Annotated in this window: 20 protein-coding genes; 9 read left to right on the top strand and 11 right to left on the bottom strand. The window is 73.6% G+C overall.

Going from position 1 to position 23,481, the window contains the following annotated elements; translation table 11 throughout:
• Positions 1-32: 32 nt before the first annotated feature.
• Positions 33-1,451 carry an N-acetylglucosamine/diacetylchitobiose ABC transporter substrate-binding protein gene (gene ngcE, locus ACN27A_RS09500; protein ID WP_421451586.1) on the bottom strand — a complete coding sequence of 473 codons (1,419 nt, stop codon included), beginning with the start codon at positions 1,449-1,451 and terminating at the stop codon, positions 33-35.
• Between the two features lie 195 nt (positions 1,452-1,646).
• Between ngcE and ACN27A_RS09505 the strand changes: the two genes are divergently transcribed.
• Positions 1,647-3,107 (top strand): acyltransferase family protein, encoded by a 1,461-nt coding sequence (locus ACN27A_RS09505; RefSeq protein WP_421451589.1) that lies wholly within the window; start codon positions 1,647-1,649, stop codon positions 3,105-3,107.
• Here the strand turns inward: ACN27A_RS09505 and ACN27A_RS09510 are convergent.
• Both ACN27A_RS09510 and ACN27A_RS09515 read right to left on the bottom strand, forming a co-directional pair.
• Positions 3,079-4,569 carry a CoA-acylating methylmalonate-semialdehyde dehydrogenase gene (locus ACN27A_RS09510; RefSeq protein ID WP_421458415.1) on the bottom strand — a complete coding sequence of 497 codons (1,491 nt, stop codon included), beginning with the start codon at positions 4,567-4,569 and terminating at the stop codon, positions 3,079-3,081. The two genes, ACN27A_RS09505 and ACN27A_RS09510, sit on opposite strands and share 29 nt — an antisense overlap.
• A 17-nt stretch (positions 4,570-4,586) precedes the next feature.
• Positions 4,587-5,894, bottom strand: a complete 1,308-nt coding sequence (locus ACN27A_RS09515) for an aspartate aminotransferase family protein (RefSeq protein ID WP_421451592.1) — start codon at positions 5,892-5,894, stop codon at positions 4,587-4,589.
• Positions 5,895-6,079: 185 nt separating this feature from the next.
• On the opposite strand from ACN27A_RS09515, the gene ACN27A_RS09520 reads away from it, so the two are divergent.
• Positions 6,080-7,075 carry a hypothetical protein gene (locus ACN27A_RS09520; protein ID WP_421451595.1) on the top strand — a complete coding sequence of 332 codons (996 nt, stop codon included), beginning with the start codon at positions 6,080-6,082 and terminating at the stop codon, positions 7,073-7,075.
• Positions 7,076-7,137: 62 nt separating this feature from the next.
• Here the strand turns inward: ACN27A_RS09520 and ACN27A_RS09525 are convergent, their stop codons facing one another.
• A complete protein-coding gene (locus ACN27A_RS09525; protein ID WP_421451598.1) occupies positions 7,138-7,833 on the bottom strand; it encodes a Tat pathway signal sequence domain protein in 696 nt (231 codons plus the stop codon).
• Positions 7,834-8,209: 376 nt separating this feature from the next.
• Here ACN27A_RS09525 and ACN27A_RS09530 point away from each other — a divergent pair, with 376 nt between their 5' ends.
• The 3 genes from ACN27A_RS09530 to ACN27A_RS09540 all read left to right on the top strand — a co-directional run bounded on the left by ACN27A_RS09530 (position 8,210) and on the right by ACN27A_RS09540 (position 10,370).
• The gene (locus ACN27A_RS09530; protein ID WP_421451599.1) at positions 8,210-8,977 is read left to right on the top strand and encodes a TetR/AcrR family transcriptional regulator; all 768 of its coding nucleotides are present in this window, start codon (positions 8,210-8,212) and stop codon (positions 8,975-8,977) included.
• A gap of 210 nt (positions 8,978-9,187) precedes the next feature.
• Positions 9,188-9,817 (top strand): DUF6230 family protein, encoded by a 630-nt coding sequence (locus ACN27A_RS09535; RefSeq protein WP_421451601.1) that lies wholly within the window; start codon positions 9,188-9,190, stop codon positions 9,815-9,817.
• Between the two features lies 1 nt (position 9,818).
• A complete protein-coding gene (locus tag ACN27A_RS09540; RefSeq protein ID WP_421451603.1) occupies positions 9,819-10,370 on the top strand; it encodes a DUF6114 domain-containing protein in 552 nt (183 codons plus the stop codon).
• Between the two features lies 1 nt (position 10,371).
• Here ACN27A_RS09540 and murD read toward each other — a convergent pair whose 3' ends face one another.
• Positions 10,372-11,718 carry a UDP-N-acetylmuramoyl-L-alanine--D-glutamate ligase gene (gene murD / locus ACN27A_RS09545; protein ID WP_421451605.1) on the bottom strand — a complete coding sequence of 449 codons (1,347 nt, stop codon included), beginning with the start codon at positions 11,716-11,718 and terminating at the stop codon, positions 10,372-10,374.
• Between the two features lie 91 nt (positions 11,719-11,809).
• Between murD and ACN27A_RS09550 the strand changes: the two genes are divergently transcribed.
• Complete coding sequence (locus tag ACN27A_RS09550) at positions 11,810-13,159, top strand: hypothetical protein (RefSeq protein WP_421451607.1); 1,350 nt, start codon at positions 11,810-11,812, stop codon at positions 13,157-13,159.
• A 188-nt stretch (positions 13,160-13,347) separates the two neighbouring features.
• Here the strand turns inward: ACN27A_RS09550 and ACN27A_RS09555 are convergent, their stop codons facing one another.
• On the bottom strand, positions 13,348-15,288 hold the full coding sequence (locus ACN27A_RS09555) for a PucR family transcriptional regulator (protein WP_421458416.1): 1,941 nt from the start codon (positions 15,286-15,288) through the stop codon (positions 13,348-13,350).
• A gap of 107 nt (positions 15,289-15,395) precedes the next feature.
• Between ACN27A_RS09555 and ACN27A_RS09560 the strand changes: the two genes are divergently transcribed.
• Entirely contained in the window at positions 15,396-15,968 is a 573-nt protein-coding gene (locus ACN27A_RS09560) for a DUF6892 domain-containing protein (protein WP_421451610.1), read from the top strand.
• 173 nt (positions 15,969-16,141) lie between these two features.
• On the opposite strand, the gene ACN27A_RS09565 is transcribed toward ACN27A_RS09560, so the two are convergent.
• On the bottom strand, positions 16,142-16,564 hold the full coding sequence (locus tag ACN27A_RS09565) for a MarR family winged helix-turn-helix transcriptional regulator (protein ID WP_421451612.1): 423 nt from the start codon (positions 16,562-16,564) through the stop codon (positions 16,142-16,144).
• An 87-nt stretch (positions 16,565-16,651) separates the two neighbouring features.
• On the opposite strand from ACN27A_RS09565, the gene ACN27A_RS09570 reads away from it, so the two are divergent.
• Positions 16,652-17,650 carry a quinone oxidoreductase family protein gene (locus tag ACN27A_RS09570; protein ID WP_421451615.1) on the top strand — a complete coding sequence of 333 codons (999 nt, stop codon included), beginning with the start codon at positions 16,652-16,654 and terminating at the stop codon, positions 17,648-17,650.
• A 100-nt stretch (positions 17,651-17,750) separates the two neighbouring features.
• Here ACN27A_RS09570 and argG read toward each other — a convergent pair whose 3' ends face one another.
• The 3 genes from argG to ACN27A_RS09585 form a co-directional block, all read right to left on the bottom strand.
• Positions 17,751-19,202, bottom strand: coding sequence for an argininosuccinate synthase (argG, locus tag ACN27A_RS09575; protein ID WP_421451618.1), 1,452 nt, complete (start codon positions 19,200-19,202; stop codon positions 17,751-17,753).
• A 106-nt stretch (positions 19,203-19,308) separates the two neighbouring features.
• Positions 19,309-19,734, bottom strand: coding sequence for a nucleoside deaminase (locus tag ACN27A_RS09580; RefSeq protein ID WP_151455753.1), 426 nt, complete (start codon positions 19,732-19,734; stop codon positions 19,309-19,311).
• 213 nt (positions 19,735-19,947) lie between these two features.
• Positions 19,948-20,784 (bottom strand): TrmH family RNA methyltransferase, encoded by an 837-nt coding sequence (locus ACN27A_RS09585; protein WP_421458417.1) that lies wholly within the window; start codon positions 20,782-20,784, stop codon positions 19,948-19,950.
• 115 nt (positions 20,785-20,899) lie between these two features.
• Here ACN27A_RS09585 and ACN27A_RS09590 point away from each other — a divergent pair, with 115 nt between their 5' ends.
• Positions 20,900-22,771 (top strand): thiamine pyrophosphate-requiring protein, encoded by a 1,872-nt coding sequence (locus tag ACN27A_RS09590; RefSeq protein WP_421458418.1) that lies wholly within the window; start codon positions 20,900-20,902, stop codon positions 22,769-22,771.
• A gap of 75 nt (positions 22,772-22,846) precedes the next feature.
• Here ACN27A_RS09590 and ACN27A_RS09595 read toward each other — a convergent pair whose 3' ends face one another.
• Positions 22,847-23,410, bottom strand: coding sequence for a dihydrofolate reductase family protein (locus tag ACN27A_RS09595; protein ID WP_421451621.1), 564 nt, complete (start codon positions 23,408-23,410; stop codon positions 22,847-22,849).
• Positions 23,411-23,481: the final 71 nt, after the last annotated feature.

A 23,481-nucleotide genomic window follows, 5' to 3' on the forward strand; every position in this document is an offset into this window, starting at 1 on the left:
GGCGGTCCTGACCCGTCCCCACCGGCCGGATGTCATGCGGCCCGCTTGTACTTCTTGATCGAGCTGTCCTGGGCGATCGAGTCGGCGCCCTTCTGGCACATGTCGAGGAACTCGGCCGGGCCGATCCGACCGCTGAAGAACTCGCCGCACGCGGCGTCGACGAGCTCGCGCTCCAGCTTCCGGTAGAAGTTGTTGTAGACCCAGTTGAAGCCGTTGCTGCCGGATGCCTCCAGCGCCTTGCTCACGGTGCTGAGGCCGAACGGCAGCTCGACGCCCTCGGTGGACCCGGCCACCACGGTCAGGCTGGAGACCTTCTTGGTGAAGTCCTGGGCGCCCTTCTTCGAGAGCATGATCCGGAAGTACTCCAGGCCGCCGGCGAGGTTCTTCGCCTTGGCCGGGAGCATGAACGGCTCTCCGGCGGTGCCGCGGATCGCCTCGAACGGCAGCTTGTCGCCGCTGCCCAGGCTGGGCGTCGGCTGGATCGTCATGTTGAAGCCCTCGGGCGTGACCTTCTTCTGCTCGCTCTCCAGCCAGGAGCCGCAGGAGATGAAGGCGGCCTTGCCCTGGCACCACGCGGTCTGCGACTGCACGTGGTCGAGGCCCGGCGAACCGGCAAGGATGTAGCCGTCCTTGACGATCTGGTGCCACGCGTCCGCCGCAGCCTTCATCGCGTCGGACTTCCAGGCGTTGGGCTCCAGGTTGTCGATCGCCGTGGCGACGGACGGCCCGCCGAACTTGATGGCCGTGGCGATCACCGGCCAGCTCATGTAGCGGGGGTGCTTGCCCGCGTACGTCCACGGGGCGATGCCGGCCGCCTTGATCTTCTTGCACAGCGCGATGTGCTCGTCCCAGGTCTTGGCGTACTGCCAGCCCCGGTCGGCGAAGAGCTTCGTGGAGTGCCAGATGCCGTAGGCGGTGTAGGTGTAGTTCAGCACCATGAACTTGCCGTCGTACGAGCCGACCTCGACGGCGCCCGGCAGCAGCGTGTCCTTGACCGTCTTGCCGGGGACGTCGAGGCTCGGGGCGGCGAGCAGCTCACCCAGGTCGGCGATGGCGTTCTGGGAGACCAGACTGTTGAAGTCGATCTGGTCCTTGCCGGAGTTGTTGACCACGTCCGGCGGGGTGCCGTCGACGAAGCGCGGCTGGAGGGTCTTCGCGATCTCCTGCGTCGCCGAGTGGTTGATCTTCGCCTTCGGGTACTTCTCGGTGTACATGGCCTCGTGGGCCTTCGCGTACTCCTCGCCGAAGCCGCCGTTGAAGATCACCACCTCGAGGGGCGCGTCCTCCTTGACACCGAGCGGGTTCTGCTCGCTCTTGGTGCCCTTGTAGGTGCCGGCGTCGCCCTTGTCGTCGCCTCCACCACCCGTGGCGCAGCCGGTCAGCAGGCCGGCGGCGGGGGTGGCCAGGAGGCCGGCGGCGGCGGTGCGCCGCAGGATGTCACGCCTGTTCATGGTCTCTCCTCGGATCGGTCCGGGCGGTCGCCGGATGGGGGATGACGACCGCCGCACGAGGCGCAGGGGGAATTTGTCTTCAGTTCGCAGAATGTTGCTGAAGAATTTCTACGGCAGGAGGGCGCGGACTTCAACCCCCGGGGACCGAACCGTTATCAGCAGCGGCCAGTCCACGCCTGACGTACCCTCGGGGCCATGCGCCGCCTGCGGCAACTCGCCGCGCGCACCCCCGCTGGTCGGCAACGATACGTCGACCTGCTCCGGGCGCTCGCGATCGGCATGGTCGTTCTCGGCCACTGGGCGGTCGCCGCGATCGGCGAGGACGCCGCCGGCCGGCCGACGGGACGCTCGGCGCTGCCCGACCTGCCGTGGGCGTACCCGCTCACCTGGGTCGCCCAGGTCATGCCGGTCTTCTTCCTGGTCGGCGGGTACGCCAACGCCGCCTCGCTGGCCGCCCGCCGGGCCGCCGGCGTCGACGCCACCGCGTGGCTGCTGGACCGGGGCGCCCGGCTGCTGCGCCCGACGACCGCGCTGCTGCTGGTGATCGCCGGCGGCGCCGCGCTCGCGTCCCTCGTCGGCGTCGGGGCGACGCTGGTGCGTACGGTCGCCTGGTTCGCCACGATCCCGCTCTGGTTTCTCGCCGCCTACCTGATCGTGGTGCCGCTGACCCCGGCGATGCTCGCCCTGCACCGGCGCCTCGGCCTGTTCGTGCCGGCGGCGCTGGCCGCGCTGGTCGTCGCCGGCGACGTGGGGCGGGCGCTGGGCCCGGCGGAGCTGGCGCTGCCGAACTACGTCCTCGGCTGGCTGGCCGTGCACCAGCTCGGCATCGCCTGGCGCGACGCCGACGCCGGGCGTCACGACACCCACCCGGACGCGGCGGGCGGGCATCCGCCGCGCCCCGCGTCCGCGCGCGACCGGCCACGCGAACGTCGGCTCCCGCTGTCGCGGCGCGCGGGCGCGGCGGCGCTGCTGGGCGGCCTGGCCGCGACGGTGCTACTGACCACCGTCGGACCGTACCCGGTGAGCATGCTCAACGTCCCGGGCGAGCGGCTGGACAACGCCGCCCCGCCCAGCCTGGCCCTGCTGACGCTGACCACCGCCCAGTTCGGGCTGATCCTGCTGCTGCGCGACCCGGCGGAGCGCTGGCTGCGCCGGCCCCGCCCGTGGCAGGCGGTGATCGCGGTGAACGCCGTCGTGCTCACCGTCTTCCTCTGGCACCTCACCGCCGCGATCCTGCTGGTCGGCGCGCTGGACGCGGCCGGGAGGCTGCCGACCCCGCCCGCGGGGTCGGCAGCCTGGCTGGCCTGGCGGGTGCCGTGGGTGCTGATGCTGACCGTGGTGCTGGCCGCCCTGGTCGCCGTCTTCGGCCCCGTCGAGGCCCGCACCGGCCGCGCCGGCCACACCGGGCAGGGTCGGCCGGCCGGCGGCGGGGCCGCGTCGGGCCGCGCGCCCGCCGGCGGCGGGTGGCGGGCCACCGTGCGCAGCGCGCTCACCGCCGCCGGTTTCGCCGCCGTGGTGTACGCCCTGGTGGTCAACGCCCAGACGCCGAGGGCGGCGCCCGAGCCGCTGGGGCTGCCGGCGGCGGCGCTGGTGGCGTACCTGGCCGGGGCCGGCACCCTGCGCCTGCTCAGGTCTGGGTGGGGAAGCCGAGGTTGACCCCGCCGTGCCGGGGGTCCAACCAGCGGCTGGTGACCACCTTGCCCCGGGTGAAGAAGCGCACCCCGTCCTCGCCGTGCGCGTGCAGGTCGCCGAAGAGCGAGGCCTTCCAGCCGCCGAAGGAGTAGTACGCCATCGGCACCGGGATCGGCACGTTGACGCCGATCATGCCCACCTCCACCTCGTGCTGGTAGCGCCGGGCCGCGCCTCCGTCGTTGGTGAAGATCGCCGTGCCGTTGCCGTACGGGTTGGCGTTGACCAGCTCCACCGCCTCGTCGTACGAGCCGACCCGCAGCACGCCGAGCACCGGGCCGAAGATCTCGTCGGTGTAGATCGACATGTCCGGGGTGACGCGGTCGAACAGCGTCGGGCCCAGCCAGAACCCGTTCGCGTCCCCGTCCGGCTCGACGTTCCGGCCGTCCACCACCGGCACCGCGCCGGCGGCCACCCCCGCCTCGACGTACGCGCGCACCCGGGCGGCGTGCGCGGCGGTGACCAGCGGGCCCATGTCGCAGCCGCGTCGGCCGTCGCCGGTGCGCAGCCGGCCCATCCGCTCGGCGATCCGGGCGACCAGGGCGTCGGCGACCGGCTCCACGGCGACCAGGGCCGAGATCGCCATGCACCGCTCCCCCGCCGAGCCGAACCCCGCGTTGACCGCCGCGTCGGCCGCCAGGTCCAGGTCGGCGTCGGGGAGCACCACCATGTGGTTCTTCGCCCCGCCCAACGCCTGCACCCGCTTGCCGGCGGCGGTGCCGCGCTGGTGGACCTGCCGGGCGACCGGGGTCGAGCCGACGAACGACACCGCCTTCACGCCCGGGTGGTCCAGCAGCGCGTCCACGGCCTCGGCGTCGCCGTTGACGACGTTGAGCACCCCGTCGGGCAGGCCCGCCTCGGCGAACCACTCGGCCAGCAGCAGCGCCGCGCTCGGGTCCTTCTCGCTCGGCTTGAGCACCACCGCGTTGCCGCAGGCCACCGCGATCGGCAGGAACCACAGCGGCACCATCGCCGGGAAGTTGAACGGGGAGATCACCGCGACGACGCCGAGCGGCTGCCGCAGGCTGTACGAGTCGACCTCGGTGGAGACGTTCTCGCTGAACCCGCCGCGCAGCGCGGAGGGGATGCCGCAGGCGTACTCGATGATCTCCAGGCCGCGCTGCACCTCGCCGGCGGCGTCGGCGAGCACCTTGCCGTGCTCGGCGGTGATCACCCCGGCAAGCCGGTCCCGCCGCGCGTGCACCAGCTCCCGGAAGGCGAACAGCACGGCCGTCCGCCTCGCCAGGGACGCGTCCCGCCAGGACCGGACCGCGCGCCCGGCGGCCTCCACCACGACCGCGACGTCCGCCGCCGAGGCCAGCTCCACCCGGGCCGTACGCCGACCGGTCGCCGGGTCGAAGACGTCCCCGTGCCGCCCGGACGAGCCGCTGAACGGCTTGCCGTCGACGAAGTGGCCGATCACGTCCACGCCCTGCTCCGCCGCGCTCACGCCGCCACCTCCGCCGCCACGCAGGAGCGGATCGCGTCAACCAGGATGGCCAGGCCCTCGCGGGCCTCGTCCTCGGTCAGCGTCAGGGGCGGGCCCATCCGCAGCACGTTGCCGTACAGGCCGCCCTTGCCGGTGAGCAGCCCACCGGCCCGGCACGCCTCGAAGACCCGACCGGTCAGCGCCGGGTCCGGCTCGGCGGTGCCCGGCCGGACGAACTCGACGCCGAGCATCAGCCCCTTGCCGCGTACCTCCGCGACGCCGTCGAGACCGCCCACGGCGGCGCGCAGCCCGTCGGCGAGGATCGCGCCGGTGCGGGCCGCGTTGGCCTGGAGGTCGTGGTCGAGCAGATAGTCGAGCACGGCGTTGCCGGCCGCCGTCGAGACCGGGTTGCCGCCGAAGGTGGAGAAGCTGATGCCCGGCACCGACTCCAGCACGTCCGCGCGGCCGACCACGCCGGCCAGGGCGAAGCCGTTGCCGATGCCCTTGGCGAAGGTGAGCAGGTCCGGGGTCACGCCGTGCGCCTGGTAGCCCCAGAAGTGCTCCCCGGTGCGCCCCCAGCCGGTCTGCACCTCGTCGCAGACGAACAGGATGCCGTGGGAGTCGAGGACCTTCTTCAAGGCCGCGAAGAGCCCGTCCGGCGGGTGCACGAAGCCGCCCACGCCCTGGATCGGCTCGGCGATCAGGCAGGCCACGTCGCCGGCGGTCTGGGTGGCGAGCACCTCGTGCAGGTCCTCCACGGCCGCCTCGACCCGCTCGGCCTCGCCGAGGCGGGCCAGCAGGCCGCGCAGCCGCTCGCCGGAGTGCAGCCAGGCCACCTGGAGCGGGTTGAGGGCGCTGGCCGACCAGCCCCGGTTGCCGGTCACGCCCATCGCCGCGTACGACCGGCCGTGGTAGCTGTTGCGCACGGCGAGGATCTGGTGCGAGCGGCGGTGGTTGGTGGCGACCAGCAGCGCCGCCTCGTTCGCCTCGGTGCCGGAGTTGGTGAAGAAGACCCGCGCGTCGGGGATGCCGGAGAGCCGGGCGACCTTCTCGGCCAGCTCGACCTGCTGCCGGATCAGGTAGAGGGTGGAGCTGTGCACGATGCCGGTGCGCAGCTGCCGCTCGACGGCCTCCCGGATCTCCGGGACGTCGTAGCCGATCATGTTGGTCAGCACGCCACCGAAGAAGTCGAGGTAGCTGCGGCCCCGGGCGTCGGTGACCCGGCGGCCGGAGCCGGAGACCAGCTCGATCGGCTCGTCGTAGTAGAGCGGCATCCAGGACGGGAGCACGGCCCGGTGCCGGGCCAGCAGATCGTCGGTGGTCATCGTCGCACCCTCTCAGCGGCGTTCGCGGTAACCGCACGCTGCCACCAGCCGGCGGCGGGGACAAGGGTCGGTGGGTGGAGCGCGCACCGGGGCCGCCCCACACCGTCGCCCGGCCCGGGCCCGATCGTTCGTCGCCGGCCCGGTCGCGCGCCGCCCGGGCACCCTGCCGCCGGTACGATCCGGCGGTGCGGACCGGTGAGGAAGCGCCGCGTGGGGCGTCGGCGCTGCCGGCCGGCGCGGCGGGCACGAGCGTCGAGGCGATCGCCGCCGGCGTACGGGCCTGGGTGGGCTCGGGGCCGCTGCGCGACCTCGTCGGGCACTTCGGCGGCACGTGGCCGGACGGGGACGTGGCGGGCGTGCTGGCCGGCCTCGACGACTTCTCCGCCCGGCACTGGGACTTCCGGGGTGGCCGGGAGCGGCCGGACGCCCGGGAACCGGCCGTCGACGCGGCCACCGCGCGGCTGGTGCTCGCCACCGCCGCCGCGCTCGGCATGGTGCGTCCGGCGGCGCCGGCCCGCTCGCGGTACGCCCACCTGGTCGTGCTCGGCGGGTTGGCGCACGCCTGCCAGCGGCGGGTCGCGTACGCGGCGCACCTGCTGCGCGGCGGCACCCGGGTCGGCGGCGAGGTGGCGGTGCTGGGCAGCTTCCGCCCGCTGTCGGACGCGGAGCGCCGGGCCCTGGAGGTGGCCGGCGTCCCGCCCTGCGACACCGAGGTGGCGGCTCTGGACGCGGCGGTGCGGCGGGAGTTCGCGGTGGCCGTCCCGGCCGAGGAGGACGGCAACGACGCCGACCACCCGCACCGCTCCTGGTCGTCGCGCACGTACCGGCCCGCGGGTGGCCCGCCGGTGCGTGTGTTGGCCGCCCCGTCCGGCGATCCCGCGCGGCGGCGCGCGCACACCGCCGACACCCAGCGGTTCTGGGCCGAGCACGTCCGCCTGCGCGCGGGCGACACGGTGCTGATGGTGACCGCGCCGATCTACGTGCCGTTCCAGCACTGCGACGCGCTGCGTACCCTCGCCGTGCCGTACGGCTGCGCGATCGAGACCGTCGGCGTCGACCCGGCCCTGCCCGACCTGGCCGGGCTGCCCGAACCGGCGCTCACCCCGGGGCGCTACCTCCAGGAGATCCGCTCGGCCATCCGGTCCGTGCGGGCCCTGCACACGGCGCTGGGCGACCGCTGACCGGCGCACGGCCGGGGGCCGACGCACGACGGATCGCCGCGCGCCGGCCCCGCGGACCGCGATCAGTTGACGTAGACGGGGGCGTTGCCCTTGCTGGCGTCCTGCACGGGCGAGTACGTCGCGGAGAAGTACGCCGTGCCGAAGCAGAGGCTGGGGCCGGAGAACTTCGTCAGCGTCTGGTTGGTGAAGGTGATCGAGTTGTTGGCGTTGGTCGCCGTGCCGGTCAGGCTGTTGGTGCCGGTCCGGTAGACGCAGGTGATCGCGCCGAGCAGCGAGTTCAGCACGACGGTGCTCTGGATCGGCGCCGTCGCCGTGCCGCTGATCTTGACCACGCCGGCGCTGGTCACCGAGGTGGCGTACGGCAGGTTCTGCACGGTCACGCTCTGCACCCCGGTGGTGCCGATGACGTTGGTGGTGCAGTTGGTGAAGGACTGGGCGGTCAGGCTCTCGGTGGCGGTGCCCGGGGCGGCCGGGTTGCTCAGCACCTTGGCGCTGAAGCTGGACGCGGCGCACTTCACGCCGGTGGTGCCCGAGGCGGAGGAGTAGAAGGTGGCGTTGGTGCCGGTCCTGAGGCTGGCCCGGATCACGTCGTTGACGGCGACGGCGGTGCCGCCCGGCGTCGGGTAGGTCAGCACGTTGTTGGCGAACGGTGCCGGGGTGGCGGAGCCCGGAGCGGCGGCGGAGCCCGGGGCGGCGGCGAGGCCGGTCAGCAGCGCGAGGGTGGTGAGACCCACGCCGATTCGTCCGTACCTGAGCATGGTTCTTCCTTTCGGGGGACGGGGGAGGTCGACTCGCGTGGGCGGGGGGGTGCCCACGTGGCGACCGGGGCCGTCGCGTCATGGACGGCGGTGGGGTTGCCGGGCGGCCGTCGGGGCCGGGCGGCGGTGGCGGTGGTGCGGCGACGTCAGCGGGCAGGCCGGCGTGGCGCGCCGCGGCGCAGCGGCGTCACCTGTGTCTTTCCGGCCTTGGGAGGGCGCTCCTGTTCCGCGATAATGGCACCCATCGAGCCCTCCTTCGATGAGCCGACGGGTGACCATCCGGAAGATCACCCGTGGTGACGGGATCCCAACTGAGCGTGCAGCAAGTTATAAACCCCGGAGGGTCGTAAAGTCAATGAATGGAGAGGCAGGCACGTTGACCACGCAGCGCCGCCCGCATCCGGCGCCCCTGCCGGGCGCCCGCCCGGGTCGCGACCCCGACCGCGCGATCAAACGTGGCCCGCGCCGGCTCTCCGCCGAGGCGGTGGCCGCCACCCAGCGCGACCGCCTCTTCGACGGGCTCGTGCGGGAGGTGGCGACGAAGGGCTACGACAACGCCCGGGTCACCGACATCTGCCACGCCGCCGGGGTGACCCGACCGGCCTTCTACGCCCTCTTCAGCGGCAAGGAGGACGCCTTCCTCGCCGCGTACCGGCACGGCGTCACCGTGCTTTCGCAGCTCATGGAGAGCGCCTACCGGGAGGCCGGGCCGGCGTGGTCGGACGCCGCCCGCGCCGCCCTGCGCACCCTGCTGGAGGTGCTGGCGAGCGTGCCGGCCTTCGCCCGGATGGCGCTCGTCGAGGTGGACGCGGCCGGCCCGGACGCCCGCCGGGAGCGCGACGCCCTGCTCGGCAGCTTCCGCCGGTTCTTCGCCGACGCCGGCCCCGGCCCGACGGTGGACGTGGACCGGGACGCCCTGGTGTCCACCGTGGTCGGCGGGATCCACGCCACCGTACGCAGCCGGGTGGCCCAGGGCCGGGCGACGGAGCTGCCCCAACTGCTGCCGGTGCTCACCTACGCGGCCACCGCGCCCTTCCTCGGCACCGACGACGCGGCCCGGGCGACGCGGCTGGCACGCCCGGCCGACGGCCCGGGCACGACCGCGCCGTGCGCGCCGGCCGGCGAGGCGGCCACCCTGTCCTGACGGCGACCCGGCCTCCCGGCCGGGCAGCCGAGCCCGCGCGGTCGGAAACCGCAGCGGTTTTTCACTTTGGCCGCATTTGGCAGATACCGCCTCAACCAGCCCTCACCGGCCGTTGACCCGGCATTTACTCGGCGGTAACTTCAGCCTGCGCAGACCCTTGAGCCGATTTCCCATTGTCGCCGATCAATCGATCTTCGAAAGGGAGCCGCCATGTCGGAGCAGCTCGCACCGATCGAACCCGATCCGCCGCGCAGCGGCGTGCGCTGGCGCCGGTTCGCCGTCACGCTGGGCACCGTCGTGGCGGGCGCCGCCGGCATGGTCGTGCTGACCGCCCAGGGTGTGCTGGGCGCGCAGTTCGCCATCTCCGGCATGCCGTTCACCGTCACCGCCGACAAGCTCACCGGCACCGGGTTCGAGCAGTTCGCCACCATCGACCAGATGATTCCGGACAGCCCCAACCAGGGCGACACCGGCGGGCAGGTCCTGGTGATGGTGTCGGCCATCGACAAGGCCGAGCTGACGAACCTCTGCCAGAGCATCAACCTGGGCGGCGTCCACCTGAAGATCACCGCCGGCGGCAAGGGCACACCGGTCACCGCCCGCACCCTGGTCGTCGACGGCGACGAGGTCGCCGGCAACGCCTCGTTCAAGAACATCAACGTCGGGCAGGACGCCAGCACCCTCGACCAGGTGCCCGGGGTGAAGGGCAACCCCGGCGTCTTCGCCCAGCAGTCGGACACGGTGGTCATCACCAACCTGCGGCAGAACAACTACGCCACCACGGCGGCCGTCTTCAACCTGCCCGACCTGCGCATGGCGTTCACCCCCGACGGATGCTGACGTGACCGCCGCGGGACACCCTCCGGTGCCAGCCGCCCGCCGACCCGGCGGGCGTTGGCGCCGCTGGCGGCGGGGCCGCCCGTTCACCGCCGGGGTGCTGATCGCGCTCGGCGGCACGGAGATGCTCGTGACCCTGCGCGCGCCGCTCGGGGTGCTGCTGCACGTCGGGCCGCAGGGGCTGGCCGCCTACCTGGTGCCGGCCGTCCTGGTGCTCTGCGGAGTGCTGCTGGTCGCCACTCCGCAGCAGCGGGTCTTCTACGCCGTGCTCTCGCTGCTGCTCGGGCTGGTCTCCTGGCTGACCTCGAACCTGGGCGGCTTCCTGGTCGGGATGCTGCTGGCCCTCGTCGGCGGGGCACTAGCCTTCGCCTGGACGCCCGACAAGCGGCGCCCACCGGCCGGGGCGCCCGGAGCGCCGGCCCCGCAGACCGGGGACCCGGCCACGCAGGCCGGAGCACCGGCCACGCAGGCCGGGGACCCGGACGACGACGCGGACGACGACGAGCTGCTGCCGGGCCTGGGCACGACGCACCCGACGCCCGCCGACCGGGGCTGAGTCAGCCGGCGGTGTCGCGTACCGCCTGGGCGAAGACCTCGGAGCGGTGCTCGAAGTTGCGGAACCGCCCGTAGCTCGGCGCCGCCGGGGAGAGCAGCACCACCCCGTCGGCCGGGGTCACCTCGCGGGCCAGCCGGACGGCGTCGACCAGGTCGTCGACCACCTCGGTACGCACCTTCGGCAGGCCGGCGAGCGCCTCGACGATCCGGGGGCCGCTGTCCGGGATGCCGAGCACGGTCAGCTCGCGTTCCGCGAGGTGCTCGCGCAGCGGCGCGTAGTCCAGGCCCCGGTCGGTGCCGCCGACGATCACCGTCAACGGCCGCCCCTCGTACGCGTCGATGGCGTGCATGGCCGCGTACGGGCTGGTGGCGAGGGTGTCGTCGACGAAGGTCAGGCCGGACGGGTCGGCGATCTCGGTGAGGCGGTGGGCCAGCCCCTGGAACTCGGCGACCGCCACGGCCAGCGTGTCCCGGCGATCCACCACGTCGACGCCGAGCGCGTCGAGCACGGCGAGCGCGACGCAGAGGTTGCCCTCGTTGTGCCGGCCGACCAGCGGCAGCACCGCGCGCGGGAAGAGCGGCCGGTCGCCGAGGTGGAACCAGGGCGTGCCGTCCGCGCCGCCGGCCACGTGGGTGGTGTCCGGCAGGCCGGCGCGCACCGCCGCGCGGTCGCCCAGTTCGAGGGCGAGCCTCGGGTCGGCGCCGTTGACCACCACGGTCCGCGGCCCGTGCGCCAGCAGGTTGAGCTTGTCCCGGTAGTACTCGCGCTCGCCGCCGTGCGCGTCGAGGTGCTCGGGGAAGAGGGAGGTGACGACCGCCACCCGGGGCGAGTCGGTCAGGTCGCTGCACTGGTAGCTGGAGAGTTCCAGCACGTACAGCTCCGCCTCCGGCAGGTCCAGCGTCGGCACGCCGATGTTGCCGCCGAACACGTTCGGCCGGTCCACGGCGGCGAGCAGGTGGCTGATCAGGCTGGACGTGGTGCTCTTGCCCTTGCTGCCGGTGACGCCGACGGTGCGGGCGGCGTGGTCGGCCATCCACAGCGCCGTGCCCTGCGTGACGGTCGCCCCGCGCCGGCGCAGCTCCACCAGCCACGGGTGGGTCTGCGGCACGCCGGGCGAGCGGACCACCACGTCGGCGGCGGCCAGCCGGGCGAAGCCCTCCTCGCCGGTGACCAGCGGCGCCGCCTCGGCCAGCGGCCCCTCCCAGGGCAGGCTGAGGAAGTTGGCGCTGTCGTCGACGGCGACCAGGTCGGCCGGGCCGTGCGCGGCGATCGCGGTCACCGCGGCCCGGCCCTCCCGGCCGGCCCCCCAGACGGCGACGGTACGTCCGCGCAGGTCAGACAGGCGCACGGGCTCTCCTCAGGGGGTGTTGTCGGGCGTGGCAGGGGCGAGGTCCGGCGCAGCCGGACACGGCCGGACGAACCAGGGCCTAGTATGGCGTGTGCCCAACGAGCAGCTCCGGCGGATGGACGCCTTCACCTTCCCGTCCTACTCGATCGACCTCTCCACCGGGGAGGTGTTGTTCGACTACGCCCTCACCGGCCCCGACGGCGAGCAGCGGTTCACCGAGGTGGTCACCCTTCCCCTGCCGGACGCGCCGCCCTCGGACGAGACCGTGGCGACCCTGGGCCGGGTGCTGGAGCTGCTGCACGTGGTCGCCGGCGTCAGCTACTACAAGGCCGCCGCGCCGCCGCGCCTGGTGCTGCCGGCGCCGCTGGGCACGGCCGCCGCCGAGCTGATCACCGCCGTCTACACCAAGGGCCTCGCGGAGTACGCGTACCGCAATCAGCTGCCGCACGTGCTGGAGCTGCGTCCGGAGGTGCCGGCGGGCGAGGTGTCCCCGCCCCGGGAGTACGACGACTCCGACCGGCGTCCGCTCTCGGCGGTCGGCGGCGGCAAGGACTCCATCGTCAGCCTGGAGGCCCTGCGCCGGGCGGGCTTCGACCCGGTGCCCTTCTCGGTCAACCCGAACCACGTGATCGTCGCGGTGAACGAGGCGTCCGGGCTGGCCCCGCTCGCCGCCCGACGGCGCATCGACCCGGTGCTGTTCGAGCTGAACGCCGCCGGGGCCCGCAACGGCCACATCCCGGTCACCGCGATCAACTCGCTGATCGCCGTCGCCACGGCGGTGCTGCACGGCCTGGGCCCGGTGGTGATGTCCAACGAGCGCTCGGCGTCGGACCCGAACCTGGTCTGGAACGGCCACGAGATCAACCACCAGTGGTCCAAGGGCGTGGAGGCGGAGGGGCTGCTGCGGGCCGCGCTGGCCGCGCACGCCGGGCTGACCGAGCCGTACTTCTCGCTGCTGCGCTCGCTGTCGGAGCTGCACATCGCCCGGTCGTTCGCCGAGATCGACCGCTACGACGACGTGGTGACGAGCTGCAACGCCGCGTTCAAGCTGCGCGACGCCAGCGAGCGCTGGTGCCGCGACTGCCCGAAGTGCCGGTTCGTCTTCCTGGCCATGGCGCCGTTCATGTCGCGCGAGCGGATCACCCACATCTTCGGCGGCGACCTGCTCGCCGACTCCTCGCAGATCCCCGGCTACCGGGAGCTGCTGGGCGTGGACGGGCACAAGCCGTTCGAGTGCGTCGGCGAGGTGGAGGAGTCCGTGGTGGCCCTGAGCCTGCTGGCCGAGCAGGACCAGTGGCGCGACGCCCCGGTGGTCCGCGCCCTGGTCGACGCGGTCCCGGCCACGGCCTGGTCGACGGCGGCCACCTCGGACGTCTTCACCCCGGGCGGCCCGAACCACATCCCCCCGCCCTACGCGAAGGCCCTAACTGCGCTGACCTGACCCCACCCCCTCCCCCACCCCCACCCCCTCCCCTCCCCTCCCCTCCCCATCCCAGGGTCGATCATGAGGTTGGCGGTGCGATTCGAGCGATTCGTCCCCGCCAACCTCATGATCGACAGCGGAGTGGGCTGGCGGGGAGGGCTGGCGGGAGGGCTGGCGGGGAGGGCTGGCGGCGGGAGACGGCGGAGTCAGGGGGTGCGGATGGCGTCCAGGGCCAGCAGGGCGACGTGCAGGGAGAGGCAGGCCTCGACCGAGTCGAGGTCCACGTCCAGGACGCGGCGGATCCGGGTCAGCCGCTCGTAGAAGGCCGGTCGGGACAGGTGTGCCGCCCCGGCGGCCGCCGACTTGTTGCGGCCCTGCTCCAGGTACGCCCGCAGGGTGCCCAGCAACTGCTCCCGTGGGTGCTGCGCGTCGTGGGTCAGCAGTGCGCCGAGTTCCCGCTCGACGAAGGTCTGCAACCGGGGCTCGTCGCGCAGCAGGTGCAGCAGCCCCGCCAGCCCGACGTGCGGCAGCCGGAAGACCGGCAGGTCCCGCCGGTCCCGCCGGGCGGCGTCGGCGATCTGCCGGGCCTCGACCAGCGAGCGGCGCGCCTCCCGCAGGCTGGGCACGCCGGAACCGGCCGCGATGAGCAGCCCGCCGCCTGCCGGCCGGGCCCCGCCGTTCGTACGCCCGTGGGACCGGGCCGGTCCGTCACCGCGGACGGGGCCGCCCGGGCGGGCCTGGCCGTCGGGGCGAGCGGAACCGCCCGGGCGAGGATGACCGTCCGGGCGCACGAGCCCGTCCGGGCGGGCATGGCCGTCCGGACGGGCGGGGGCGTCCGGGCGGGTGCGGTGCAGCGCGGCGGCGAAAGCGGCCAGCGACCGCTCCTCGGCCGCCGGCTCCGGCAGGGCGAGCAGCACGCCGACGGCGTGGTCGTCGACGGCGCTGGACAGCCCGGTCAGCTTCGCCTCGCGCAACGCCTGCCCGACCGCCTCGGCGAGATCACGCAGCCGGGCGGGGCCCGCCTCCGGACCGCCCGGCTGCCCCTGGTCCGGGGCCGGGCCGCCCTCCCCCGCCGGGTCGTCGGCCCGGTGCCGGACCACCACCCCGACCAGGTGCCGGCGCTCCAGCAGCACGCCGAGCGCCCGGGCCCGCAGGGCGACCTCGTCCACCGGCAGCGAGTGGTCGAGCAGGGCGGTGAGCAGCGTACGGTGGACCTGCCGCTCCAGGCCCTCGGCGTCGCGCCGGATCAACCGGCCCAGGGCCAGCGTCGAGGCGGCCCGCTCGACGAGGATGGTCAGCCGCGTGGGCGGGACCGCGGGCGGCGCGGCAACGCCGACGGGCGCACCGCCCTCCTCGGCGGGGTCGAACACGCGCCGGCCCGCCGCCAGGTCGCCCCCGCCGGGCCAGCGCAGCAGCAGCCGCCCCCAGTCCTGCCCCCGGGCGCCCACCGTGGTCACCAGCCACCCGTTGTCGCCGTCGTACGCGGTGCGCCCCGCCGGCCGGATCCGCCGCGAGTGCTGCTCCCAGCAGTCCAGCAGCAGCTCGGCGCTCTCCCCCGCCGGGTCGTACGCGAGCACCTGCCGGGAGAGGTTCTCCAGCACCACCGGGCAGCCGGAGAGGTCGGCGGCCTGCCGCACCACCTCGCCGGGGCCGGCACCCTCGACCGACAGCTCGGTGAAGCGCTGGTGGATCTCCTCCGTCGCCCGCAGCTCGGTCAGCTGGGCGTCGACGATCAGCGCGTGCACGGCCTCGGTGATCCGGACGAACGGGGTGGCCCGCCGCAGCTCGACCAGGGGCAGGCCGCGCCGCTCGGCGGCGGCGGCCATCACCCGGGGCACCCCGCTGACGTACCGGCGGCCCAGCTCGACGACCAGGCCGGAGACGCCCACGTCGGCCAGGTCGCCGATGAAGGCGCGCAGCCCGGCGTCGTCGGCGGGCAACCCGATCCCGGTGGTGAGCACCAGCTCGCCGCCGCCGAGCAGCGGGGCGATGTCGGGCACCTCGGTCACGTGCACCCAGCGCACCGGGCGGTCGAGACCGGCGTCCCCGGCGACCAGGCGCGGAGCGCCGTGACGGACCGGGTCCAGCGCGAGGACCTCACGGACGGTAGGGAACACGGGCGACACGCTACCGTCAGTGACGTCGATTCCGCACGGGCGGCCACCCGGTCGCGGGCCCCGCCGGCCCTGTCCAACTCCAACGACGACCCGCTCCGCGTACTGAGGCAGATCGGTAACGAGATACGGTCGGGATCATGACCCTCATCTTCGCCGACCTCGGCCTGCACCTGGGCGTCCTGGACGCCCTGCTGGACGACGCGATCGCTGCCGACGACCTCAAGGCGCTCATCGAGTCGACCGGCCCCGACGGCCCGGAGGACGGCTACCCAGGTCCGGGCCCGCGCCTGCAGGCGTCACTGAAGCTGTTACATGCCGTCACGGTGCCGCCGGCCGAGGCCGCAGCGATCACCGAACTGCAGTTCGACGGCGGCAGCGACATCTACATGCTGATCGAACAGACCCTGGACATCGACACCGGCGGCGAGTCCGACGACTACAACGTGACGTCGCTGGAGGGCATTCGCGCACTGTCCGGCCTGCAGTCTCTGGACCTGGACGGCCACGGCTACCGCCCTGGGCCGTTGGACCTGACCCCGCTGACCGGCCACCCGGCACTGTCGGAACTGGTACTGACCGGGAAGTGCACGGGAGCGGCGGCGCTGGAGTCGCTGCCTGCGCTACGCACCCTGGACGTCTCGCTGGCGCACCTCGACGACCCCGACGTCCTGACCCGCCTGGAGGCCCGGGGAACGACGATCCAGCGTTGACCACGCGACAGCAGAGGCCGTTGCGACGCTGATCGCCGCCCCGTGCGCCGAGGTGGCGTGACGCCGTGCCGCCGGTCCAACCACGCCAAGCCCGAGCACGCCCCGGCTTGCTTGATTTGGCCCGCCCGGGTGAAGCCGTGGGATCCAGCTCGACGGGTGCGGGCAGGCGCGTGTCAGCCCAGTGCCTTGCGCAGCAGCGCCGTCAACTGGTCCTGCTCGTCGGGCGAGAGTCGTCCCACCGCCGTACGGGCGAAGGTGAAGGCCGTGGCGAACCGCTGGTTGATCTCGTCTCCATGGGGGGTTCTCGCGACGAGCCGTGCGCGGCGGTCCCGGGGATTCGGTTCGCGGGTCACGAGGCCGAGCGCTTCGAGACGCACGACGATCTGGGTGATGTTGGAGGCATCGCAGCCGAGTTCCTCGGCCAGGGCGCCCATGCCCCGTCGCTCGTCGAGGCGCCCGAGCACACATGCCTGCGCCGGGCTGAGCGACAGCTCGGCTGCCGCCGCCTCGTAGGCGCGGTCGTACACGTCGACCAGGTCGAACAGGGCTGCCTCGGCCTCGGACGAGGGAGTCACGGGTCCGTTCGGCAGCGCCATGTCCCCCAGCCTAGAGGATTTAGTTGATTCGCTCAAGTAACTGTGGTCCACTGATCCTTGATGCACTCAAGGAAACGAGGGGGACCGATGGAGAGCAGAGCCGAGCGCACGGCGGGCGACGCGATCGTGGCACCGCAGATGACCGCGGTCGTCCTTGACCGGTTCGGCGGAGTCGACGAACTCTCGTCGCGTCGGATACCGCTCCCGCAGGTCGGCGACGACGACGTCCTCGTCCGGGTGGAGTACGCGGGCGTCGGGTCCTGGGACGCGGGCGAGCGGGAGGGGGAATACGACGGCGTCTTCGGCGTCGCCTCGACCTTCCCCTACGTCCTCGGCTGGGACGCGGCCGGCACGGTGGCCGCGGTCGGGCGCAACGTCACCCGGTTCGACGTGGGCGAGCGGGTCTACGCCGCGACGATGCCGGTGCCGCGTGGCGGCTCCTACGCCGAGTACGCCGTCGTCGAGGCGGAGTTCGTGGCTCACGTGCCCGACCGGCTGCCGACCGGACAGGCCGGCGCGATGGCGTGGGACGCCCTGACCGCACTGAGTGGCCTCGACCTGCTCGGCCTGCGGCCGGGCGAGACGCTCATGGTCTTCGGGGCCAGCGGGGGCATCGGCCACATGGCCGTGCAGCTGGCGCGACACAGCGGCATCCGGGTGTTGGCCGTGGCCTCCGGTGACGACGGTGTCGCCCTGGCCCGGCGGCTGGGCGCCGACGACGCCGTCGACGGTCGTCGGGACGACGTGTCGGCGGCGGCGTTCGAGTTCGCACCGGGCGGGCTCGACGCGGCTCTGGTCACCGTGGGGGGCGACATTGCCGAACGATCCCTGCGCGCGGTCAGGAAGTCGGGACGGATCGCCTGGCCGAACGGTGTCCTGCCCACGCCGGTGACGTCGCCGGCCGCGACGGTGTCGCATTACGACGGGGACCGGAGCCGCACCGCCACCGATCGACTGAACGCGATCATCGAGGCGAGCTCCTTCGAGGTCCACGTCGCCCGGACCTTCCCGCTGGCCCGGGCCGGGGATGCGCACCGCGCCCTGGATGATCACTATGTCGGGAAGCTGGCCCTCAAGGTCGGATAGGACGCGACAGACGGCCCGAGGCTCCCTGAGCGACGCGGCCCGGAAGCCCCTCGGCGTGAGGGACTTCCGGGCCGCGTGACGCTCACGTGCCGGGCGCCGCTCAGTCGACGCCGAACTCCATCGCGGCGCGGTCGAGGGCCTCGTCCGCGGCGGAGGGGACGCCCCGGGAGGCGATGGCCTCCGCGCCGCCCTGTGGCATCGCGCCGATCAGCCCGGTCGAGGCCGCCTGCGCGGCGCCGACCATCCGCTGCGGGGCCGCGCCGCCGACCATGCCGAGGGTCGCGTACTGCTCCAGCTTCGCCCGCGAGTCGGCGATGTCCAGGTTGCGCATGGTGAGCTGGCCGATCCGGTCCGACGGGCCGAACGCCGAGTCCTCCGTACGCTCCATCGACAGCTTGTCGGGGTGGTAGCTGAACGCCGGGCCGGTGGTGTCGAGGATCGAGTAGTCCTCGCCCCGGCGCAGCCGCAACGTCACCTCGCCGGTGACCGCCGTGCCCACCCAGCGCTGCAACGACTCGCGCAGCATCAGCGCCTGCGGGTCCAGCCAGCGCCCCTCGTACATCAGCCGGCCGAGGCGGCGGCCCTCGTTGTGGTAGTTCGCCAGGGTGTCCTCGTTGTGGATGGCGTTGACCAGCCGCTCGTACGCGGCGTGCAGCAGCGCCATGCCGGGCGCCTCGTAGATGCCCCGGCTCTTGGCCTCGATGATCCGGTTCTCGATCTGGTCCGACATGCCCATGCCGTGCCGGCCGCCGATGGCGTTGGCCTCCAGCACCAGGTCGACGGGGCTGCCGAACTCCTTGCCGTTGATCGCCACCGGGCGGCCCTGGTCGAAGCCGATCGTGACGTCCTCGGTCGGGATCTCCACGGACGGGTCCCAGAACCGGACTCCCATGATCGGGTTGACCGTCTCGATGCCGGTGTCGAGGTGTTCGAGGGTCTTCGCCTCGTGCGTGGCGCCCCAGATGTTGGCGTCGGTCGAGTACGCCTTCTCGGTGCTGTCCCGGTACGGCAGGCCGCGTTCGAGCAGCCACTCCGACATCTCCTTGCGCCCACCGAGTTCGGTGACGAAGTCGGTGTCGAGCCACGGCTTGTAGATGCGCAGCTGCGGGTTGGCCAGCAGGCCGTAGCGGTAGAACCGCTCGATGTCGTTGCCCTTGAAGGTCGAGCCGTCGCCCCAGATCTGGACGTCGTCGGAGATCATCGCCCGGACCAGCAGGGTCCCGGTCACGGCCCGGCCCAGCGGGGTGGTGTTGAAGTACGCCCGCCCGCCCGAGCGGATGTGGAAGGCCCCGCAGGTCAGCGCCGCCAGGCCCTCCTCGACCAGGGCGGCGCGGCAGTCGACCAGTCGGGCGACCTCGGCGCCGTAGCTGAGCGCGCGACCGGGCACCGAGGCGATGTCCGGCTCGTCGTACTGGCCGATGTCGGCGGTGTAGGCGCAGGGAACGGCGCCCTTGTCGCGCATCCACGCGACCGCGACCGAGGTGTCGAGGCCGCCGGAGAAGGCGATACCGACACGTTCGCCGATGGGCAGGGAGGTGAGAACCTTGGACACAAGGAAGATTATGCACTAGGCCGCATGGCCATGCAAACGCAGGGTAGGGACATGACCAGCGACAGCGGGACACACCGCACGCCCCGAACGCCGCAAGGGTCCCGCTCTAGTAATAGTTGTCGATCGGCTGGCGCGCCTCGTCGAACAGCGCCGGCCCCTCGTACCGCACCGGGGGCAGCGGCGGGGTGACCGGCTTGACCTCCTCGAACTGTTCGGCGGACAGGGCGTACACCACCCGGCCGAGGCCGGACCGGTCGATCGCGGTCGCGCACATCGGGCAGGGCTGGCAACTGGTGAACATGGTGGTGCCGGCGGCCACGTCGGGAGCGAGTTCCCGAGCGGCCCAGCGGGCCAGCTTCAGTTCCGGGTGGGCGGTGATGTCCGAGTCGGAGACCACGGTGTTGTGGTCCTCGATCAGGACGGTGCCGTCCGCACCGACCAGCAACGAGCCGAACGGCCGTTCGCCGGATGCCCCGGCCTCGCTGGCAAGTTCCACCGCACGGCGGAGAAATCTCTCGTCGTCAGGGGTCATCGGTCCTCCTGGGATCTGTGGTACGCGGCCACGGCCGCAAGGGTCTGCCAGGCGCGTTCGGGCCGGCGGATCTCGGTCAGGTCGCCGTTGAAGGGGTTCGGCAGCACCACCACCAACGTGGTCTACAGCGCCACCCTGCCCTATCGCGGCCCGCGCCTGTCGCCGCCCCGCTCGTGACCGGGGCACGAACGCCCCCGCGGCCGAAGCGGAGCACTAGGCCGGGTCGTCGCGGCTCAGTTCCCAGCAGGCCACCGCGGTGGCGGCGGCGACGTTGAGCGAGTCGACGCCGCGGCGCATCGGGATCACCACCCGGACGTCGCTGCCGTCCATCGCCGCCCGGGTCAGGCCGGCCCCCTCGGCCCCCATGAGCAGCGCCGCGCGGGCCCGCTGCGCCGCGTCGAGCCGCTGGATCGGCACCGCGTCCGGCGCCGGGGTCATCGCCAGCACCGTGAAGCCGGCCGCGCGGACGTCGCCGAGCGCGTCCGGCCAGGGCTCCAGCTTCGCGTACGGGATGGCGAAGACCTCGCCCATGCTGACCCGGACGCTGCGCCGGTAGAGCGGGTCGGCGCAGGTCGGCGAGAGCAGCACGGCGTCCACGCCCAGCGCGGCCACCGCCCTGAAGATGGCCCCCAGGTTCGTGTGGTTGTTCACGTCCTCGAGGATCACCACCCGCCGCGCGGCGGCCAGCACCTCGGCGGCGGGCGGCAGCGGCTTGCGCCGGAACGACGCCAGCACGCCCCGGTGCACGTGGAACCCCGTGGCCCGTTGCAGCACGTCCTGCGTGGCGGCGTAGACCGGGGCGTCGCCGGTGTCCAGGTCGGCGAGCTGGTCGACCCGCTTGGCGTCCACCAGGTACGAACGGGCCGGGTAGCCGGCGCGCAGCGCCCGGCGCAGCACCAGCTCGCCCTCGGCGATGAACAGGCCGTGCGGCGGTTCCCAGCGGGTACGCAGCTCGACGTCGGTCAGCGCGCGGTAGTCGGCGATCCGGTCGTCGTCGGGGTCGGTGATCGGGTGGATGGGCACCCGCCGATTCTGCCGGACGCGCCGCAGCCGCCCCGGGCCGCCCGACGCCGGGGCACCCCGTGGCGTTTTGTCCCGGGAAAGACGGGAATGGCGGGCCGGAGCGGCGGAGCGACGGAAGGACAGTCAGGTGGACGCACGTCCCATGGGCACGCCGGGGCCGGCCCGCACCGACCAGCCGGACGGGTGGCGCGTCGACCTGGGTCCGCTGCCCCGCGACGCCACCGTCGCGGACCACATCGTGCACCGGTTGGCCGGCTGGGGAGTCCGCCGCTACTTCGGCTATCCCGGCGACGGCATCAACGGCCTGACCTCGGCGCTGCAACGCACCCGGGACCGGGCGCAGTTCGTCCAGGTCCGCCACGAGGAGACCGCCGGGTTCGCGGCGTCGGCGCACGTCAAGTACGGCGGCGGGCCGCTCGGCTGCGCGCTGGTGACCAGCGGCCCCGGCGCGATCCACCTGCTCAACGGCCTGTACGACGCCAAGTTGGACCACCAGCCGGTGGTCGCCCTGGTCGGCCACACCGCGCTCACCGCCGAGGGCGGCGGCTACTACCAGGAGGTGGACCTGCTCGCCCTCTACAAGGACGTCGCCGCCGCCTTCCTGGCCCAGCTCGACCACCCCAGCCAGGTCCGCCACCTGGTCGACCGGGCCTGCCGCACGGCGCTGGCCCGGCGTACCGTCACCGCGCTGGTGCTGCCGTCCGACATCCAGGACGCGCCGGCCGTGCCGGAGCCACCGCACGCCCACGGCTACTACCGCACGAGCGACGTGCCCAGCAGCGGCCCGACGGTGCCGCCGGAGGCGGAGCTGCGCCGGGCCGCCGAGGTGCTGGGCGGCGGCGAGCGGGTCGCCATGCTGGTCGGGCAGGGCGCGCTCGGCGCGGTGGACGAGGTCCGCGCGGTCGCCGACCGGCTCGGCGCGGGGGTGGCGGCGGCGCTGCTCGGGTTCGCCGCGGTCGACCACCGGGAGCCGTGGGTGACCGGCGCGATCGGCCTGCTCGGCACCCGGCCCAGTTGGCAGCTGATGAACGAGTGCGACCGGCTGCTGATCGTGGGCAGCAACATGCCGTACTCGGAGTTCTACCCGCCGCAGGGGCAGGCCCGGGCGGTGCAGATCGACCGGGACGGCACCCAGCTGGGGCTGCGCTACCCGACCGAGGTGAACCTGACCGGGGACGCCGCCCCCACCCTGCGGGCCCTGCTGCGCGAGCTCGGCCCGGGCCCGGGCCCGACCCGCTGGCGGGCGACGATCGGCAAGGCCACCACCGCCTGGCGCCGTACGCAGCGGGAACTGGCCGGGCAGGCCGCCGACCCGGTCAACCCGCAGCTGCTCTTCGCCACCCTCAGCGACCGGCTCCCCGACGACGTGATGATCTCGGTCGACTGCGGCACCACGACCGCCTGGTACGCCCGGCACCTCCAGGTCCGCCCCGGCATGCTGGCCAGCCTCTCCGGCACCCTGCTCTCGATGGGCGGCGCGATGCCGTACGCGCTGGCCGCCAAGTTCGCCCACCCGGACCGCCCGCTGGTGGCCCTGATCGGCGACGGCGCGATGCAGATGAACGGCGTCAACGAGCTGATCACGGTGGCCAAGTACTGGCGGAGCTGGTCGGACCCCCGCTTCGTGGTGCTCGTGCTCAACAACCGGGACCTCGCCTTCGTCAGCTGGGAGCAGCGCTCCAGCGAGGGCACGCCGATGTTCCCGGACAGCCAGCAGCTGCCCGACATCGGCTACCACCGCTGGGCGGAGGTACTGGGCCTGCACGGCGAGCTGGTCGACGCGCCGGAGCAGGTGCGGGGCGTCTGGGAGCGGGCGCTGGGCGCGGACCGGCCCGTGGTCGTCAACGCGCTGGTCGACCCGGCCGAGCTGATGCTGCCGCCGCACTTCACCGCCGAGCAGGCCCGCAACACCGCCGCGGCCGTGCTGCGCGGCGACACCGACTGGGCGGGCATCATCCGGCGGGGCCTGCCCACGGCGGTCGCCACCCTTCGGCCGGGACGGGGCCGGGGCTGACCGGCAGGCCCGGGCGCCGCCGAGGCTGACCGGGGAGGCCCGGTGCGACCCGGACGGGGCCAGCGCGGCCGGGCGTCAGCCGGTCCGGTGGTACCGCAGCAGCACCGACCTGCCGTCGAAGGTCCGCGACTCCGCCAGGCGGAACTTCATCCGCTCGGTCGCGGCGAAGACCGGCTTGCCGCCACCCAGCACCACCGGGTGCACGAAGATCTGGTACTCGTCGATCAGGCCGAGGTCGGTCAGCGCGGCGGCGGCCTCGGCGCCACCGTTGAGCAGCAGGTCACCGCCCGGCTGCTCCTTGAGCGCGGTCACCTCCCTGGCGAGGTCCCCGCCGCCGACCACCTGGGCGCCGTGATCGGCCTCGGTGAGCGTGCGCGAGAGGACCACCTTCGGCGTCCGCCGCCAGATCGGCACGAACGCGAGGTCGTGCGGGTGGTCGGAGATCGACTCCGCCTGCGGCCAGTAGGCGGCCATGAACTCCCAGACCCGCCGGCCGTAGACGAGCGCGCCGGCCCGGTCGCACTGCTCCAGCGAGAACGCGGACAGCTCCGGGCCCATCTCCGGCCAGTCGAACTCGCCGTTCGGCCCCTCGATGAACCCGTCGAGCGACTGGTGCACCCCGTAGACGATCTTCCGCATGGCGCTGCTCCTCCTGACCCCTGACGCCCGCTCGTGGGCGCTTTCGCCAGGTGGTCGGAACGGCCCCGCCG

The sequence above is a fragment of the Micromonospora sp. WMMD737 genome (genome assembly GCF_049179055.1).
Classification (GTDB): Bacteria; Actinomycetota; Actinomycetes; order Mycobacteriales; family Micromonosporaceae; genus Micromonospora; species Micromonospora reichwaldensis.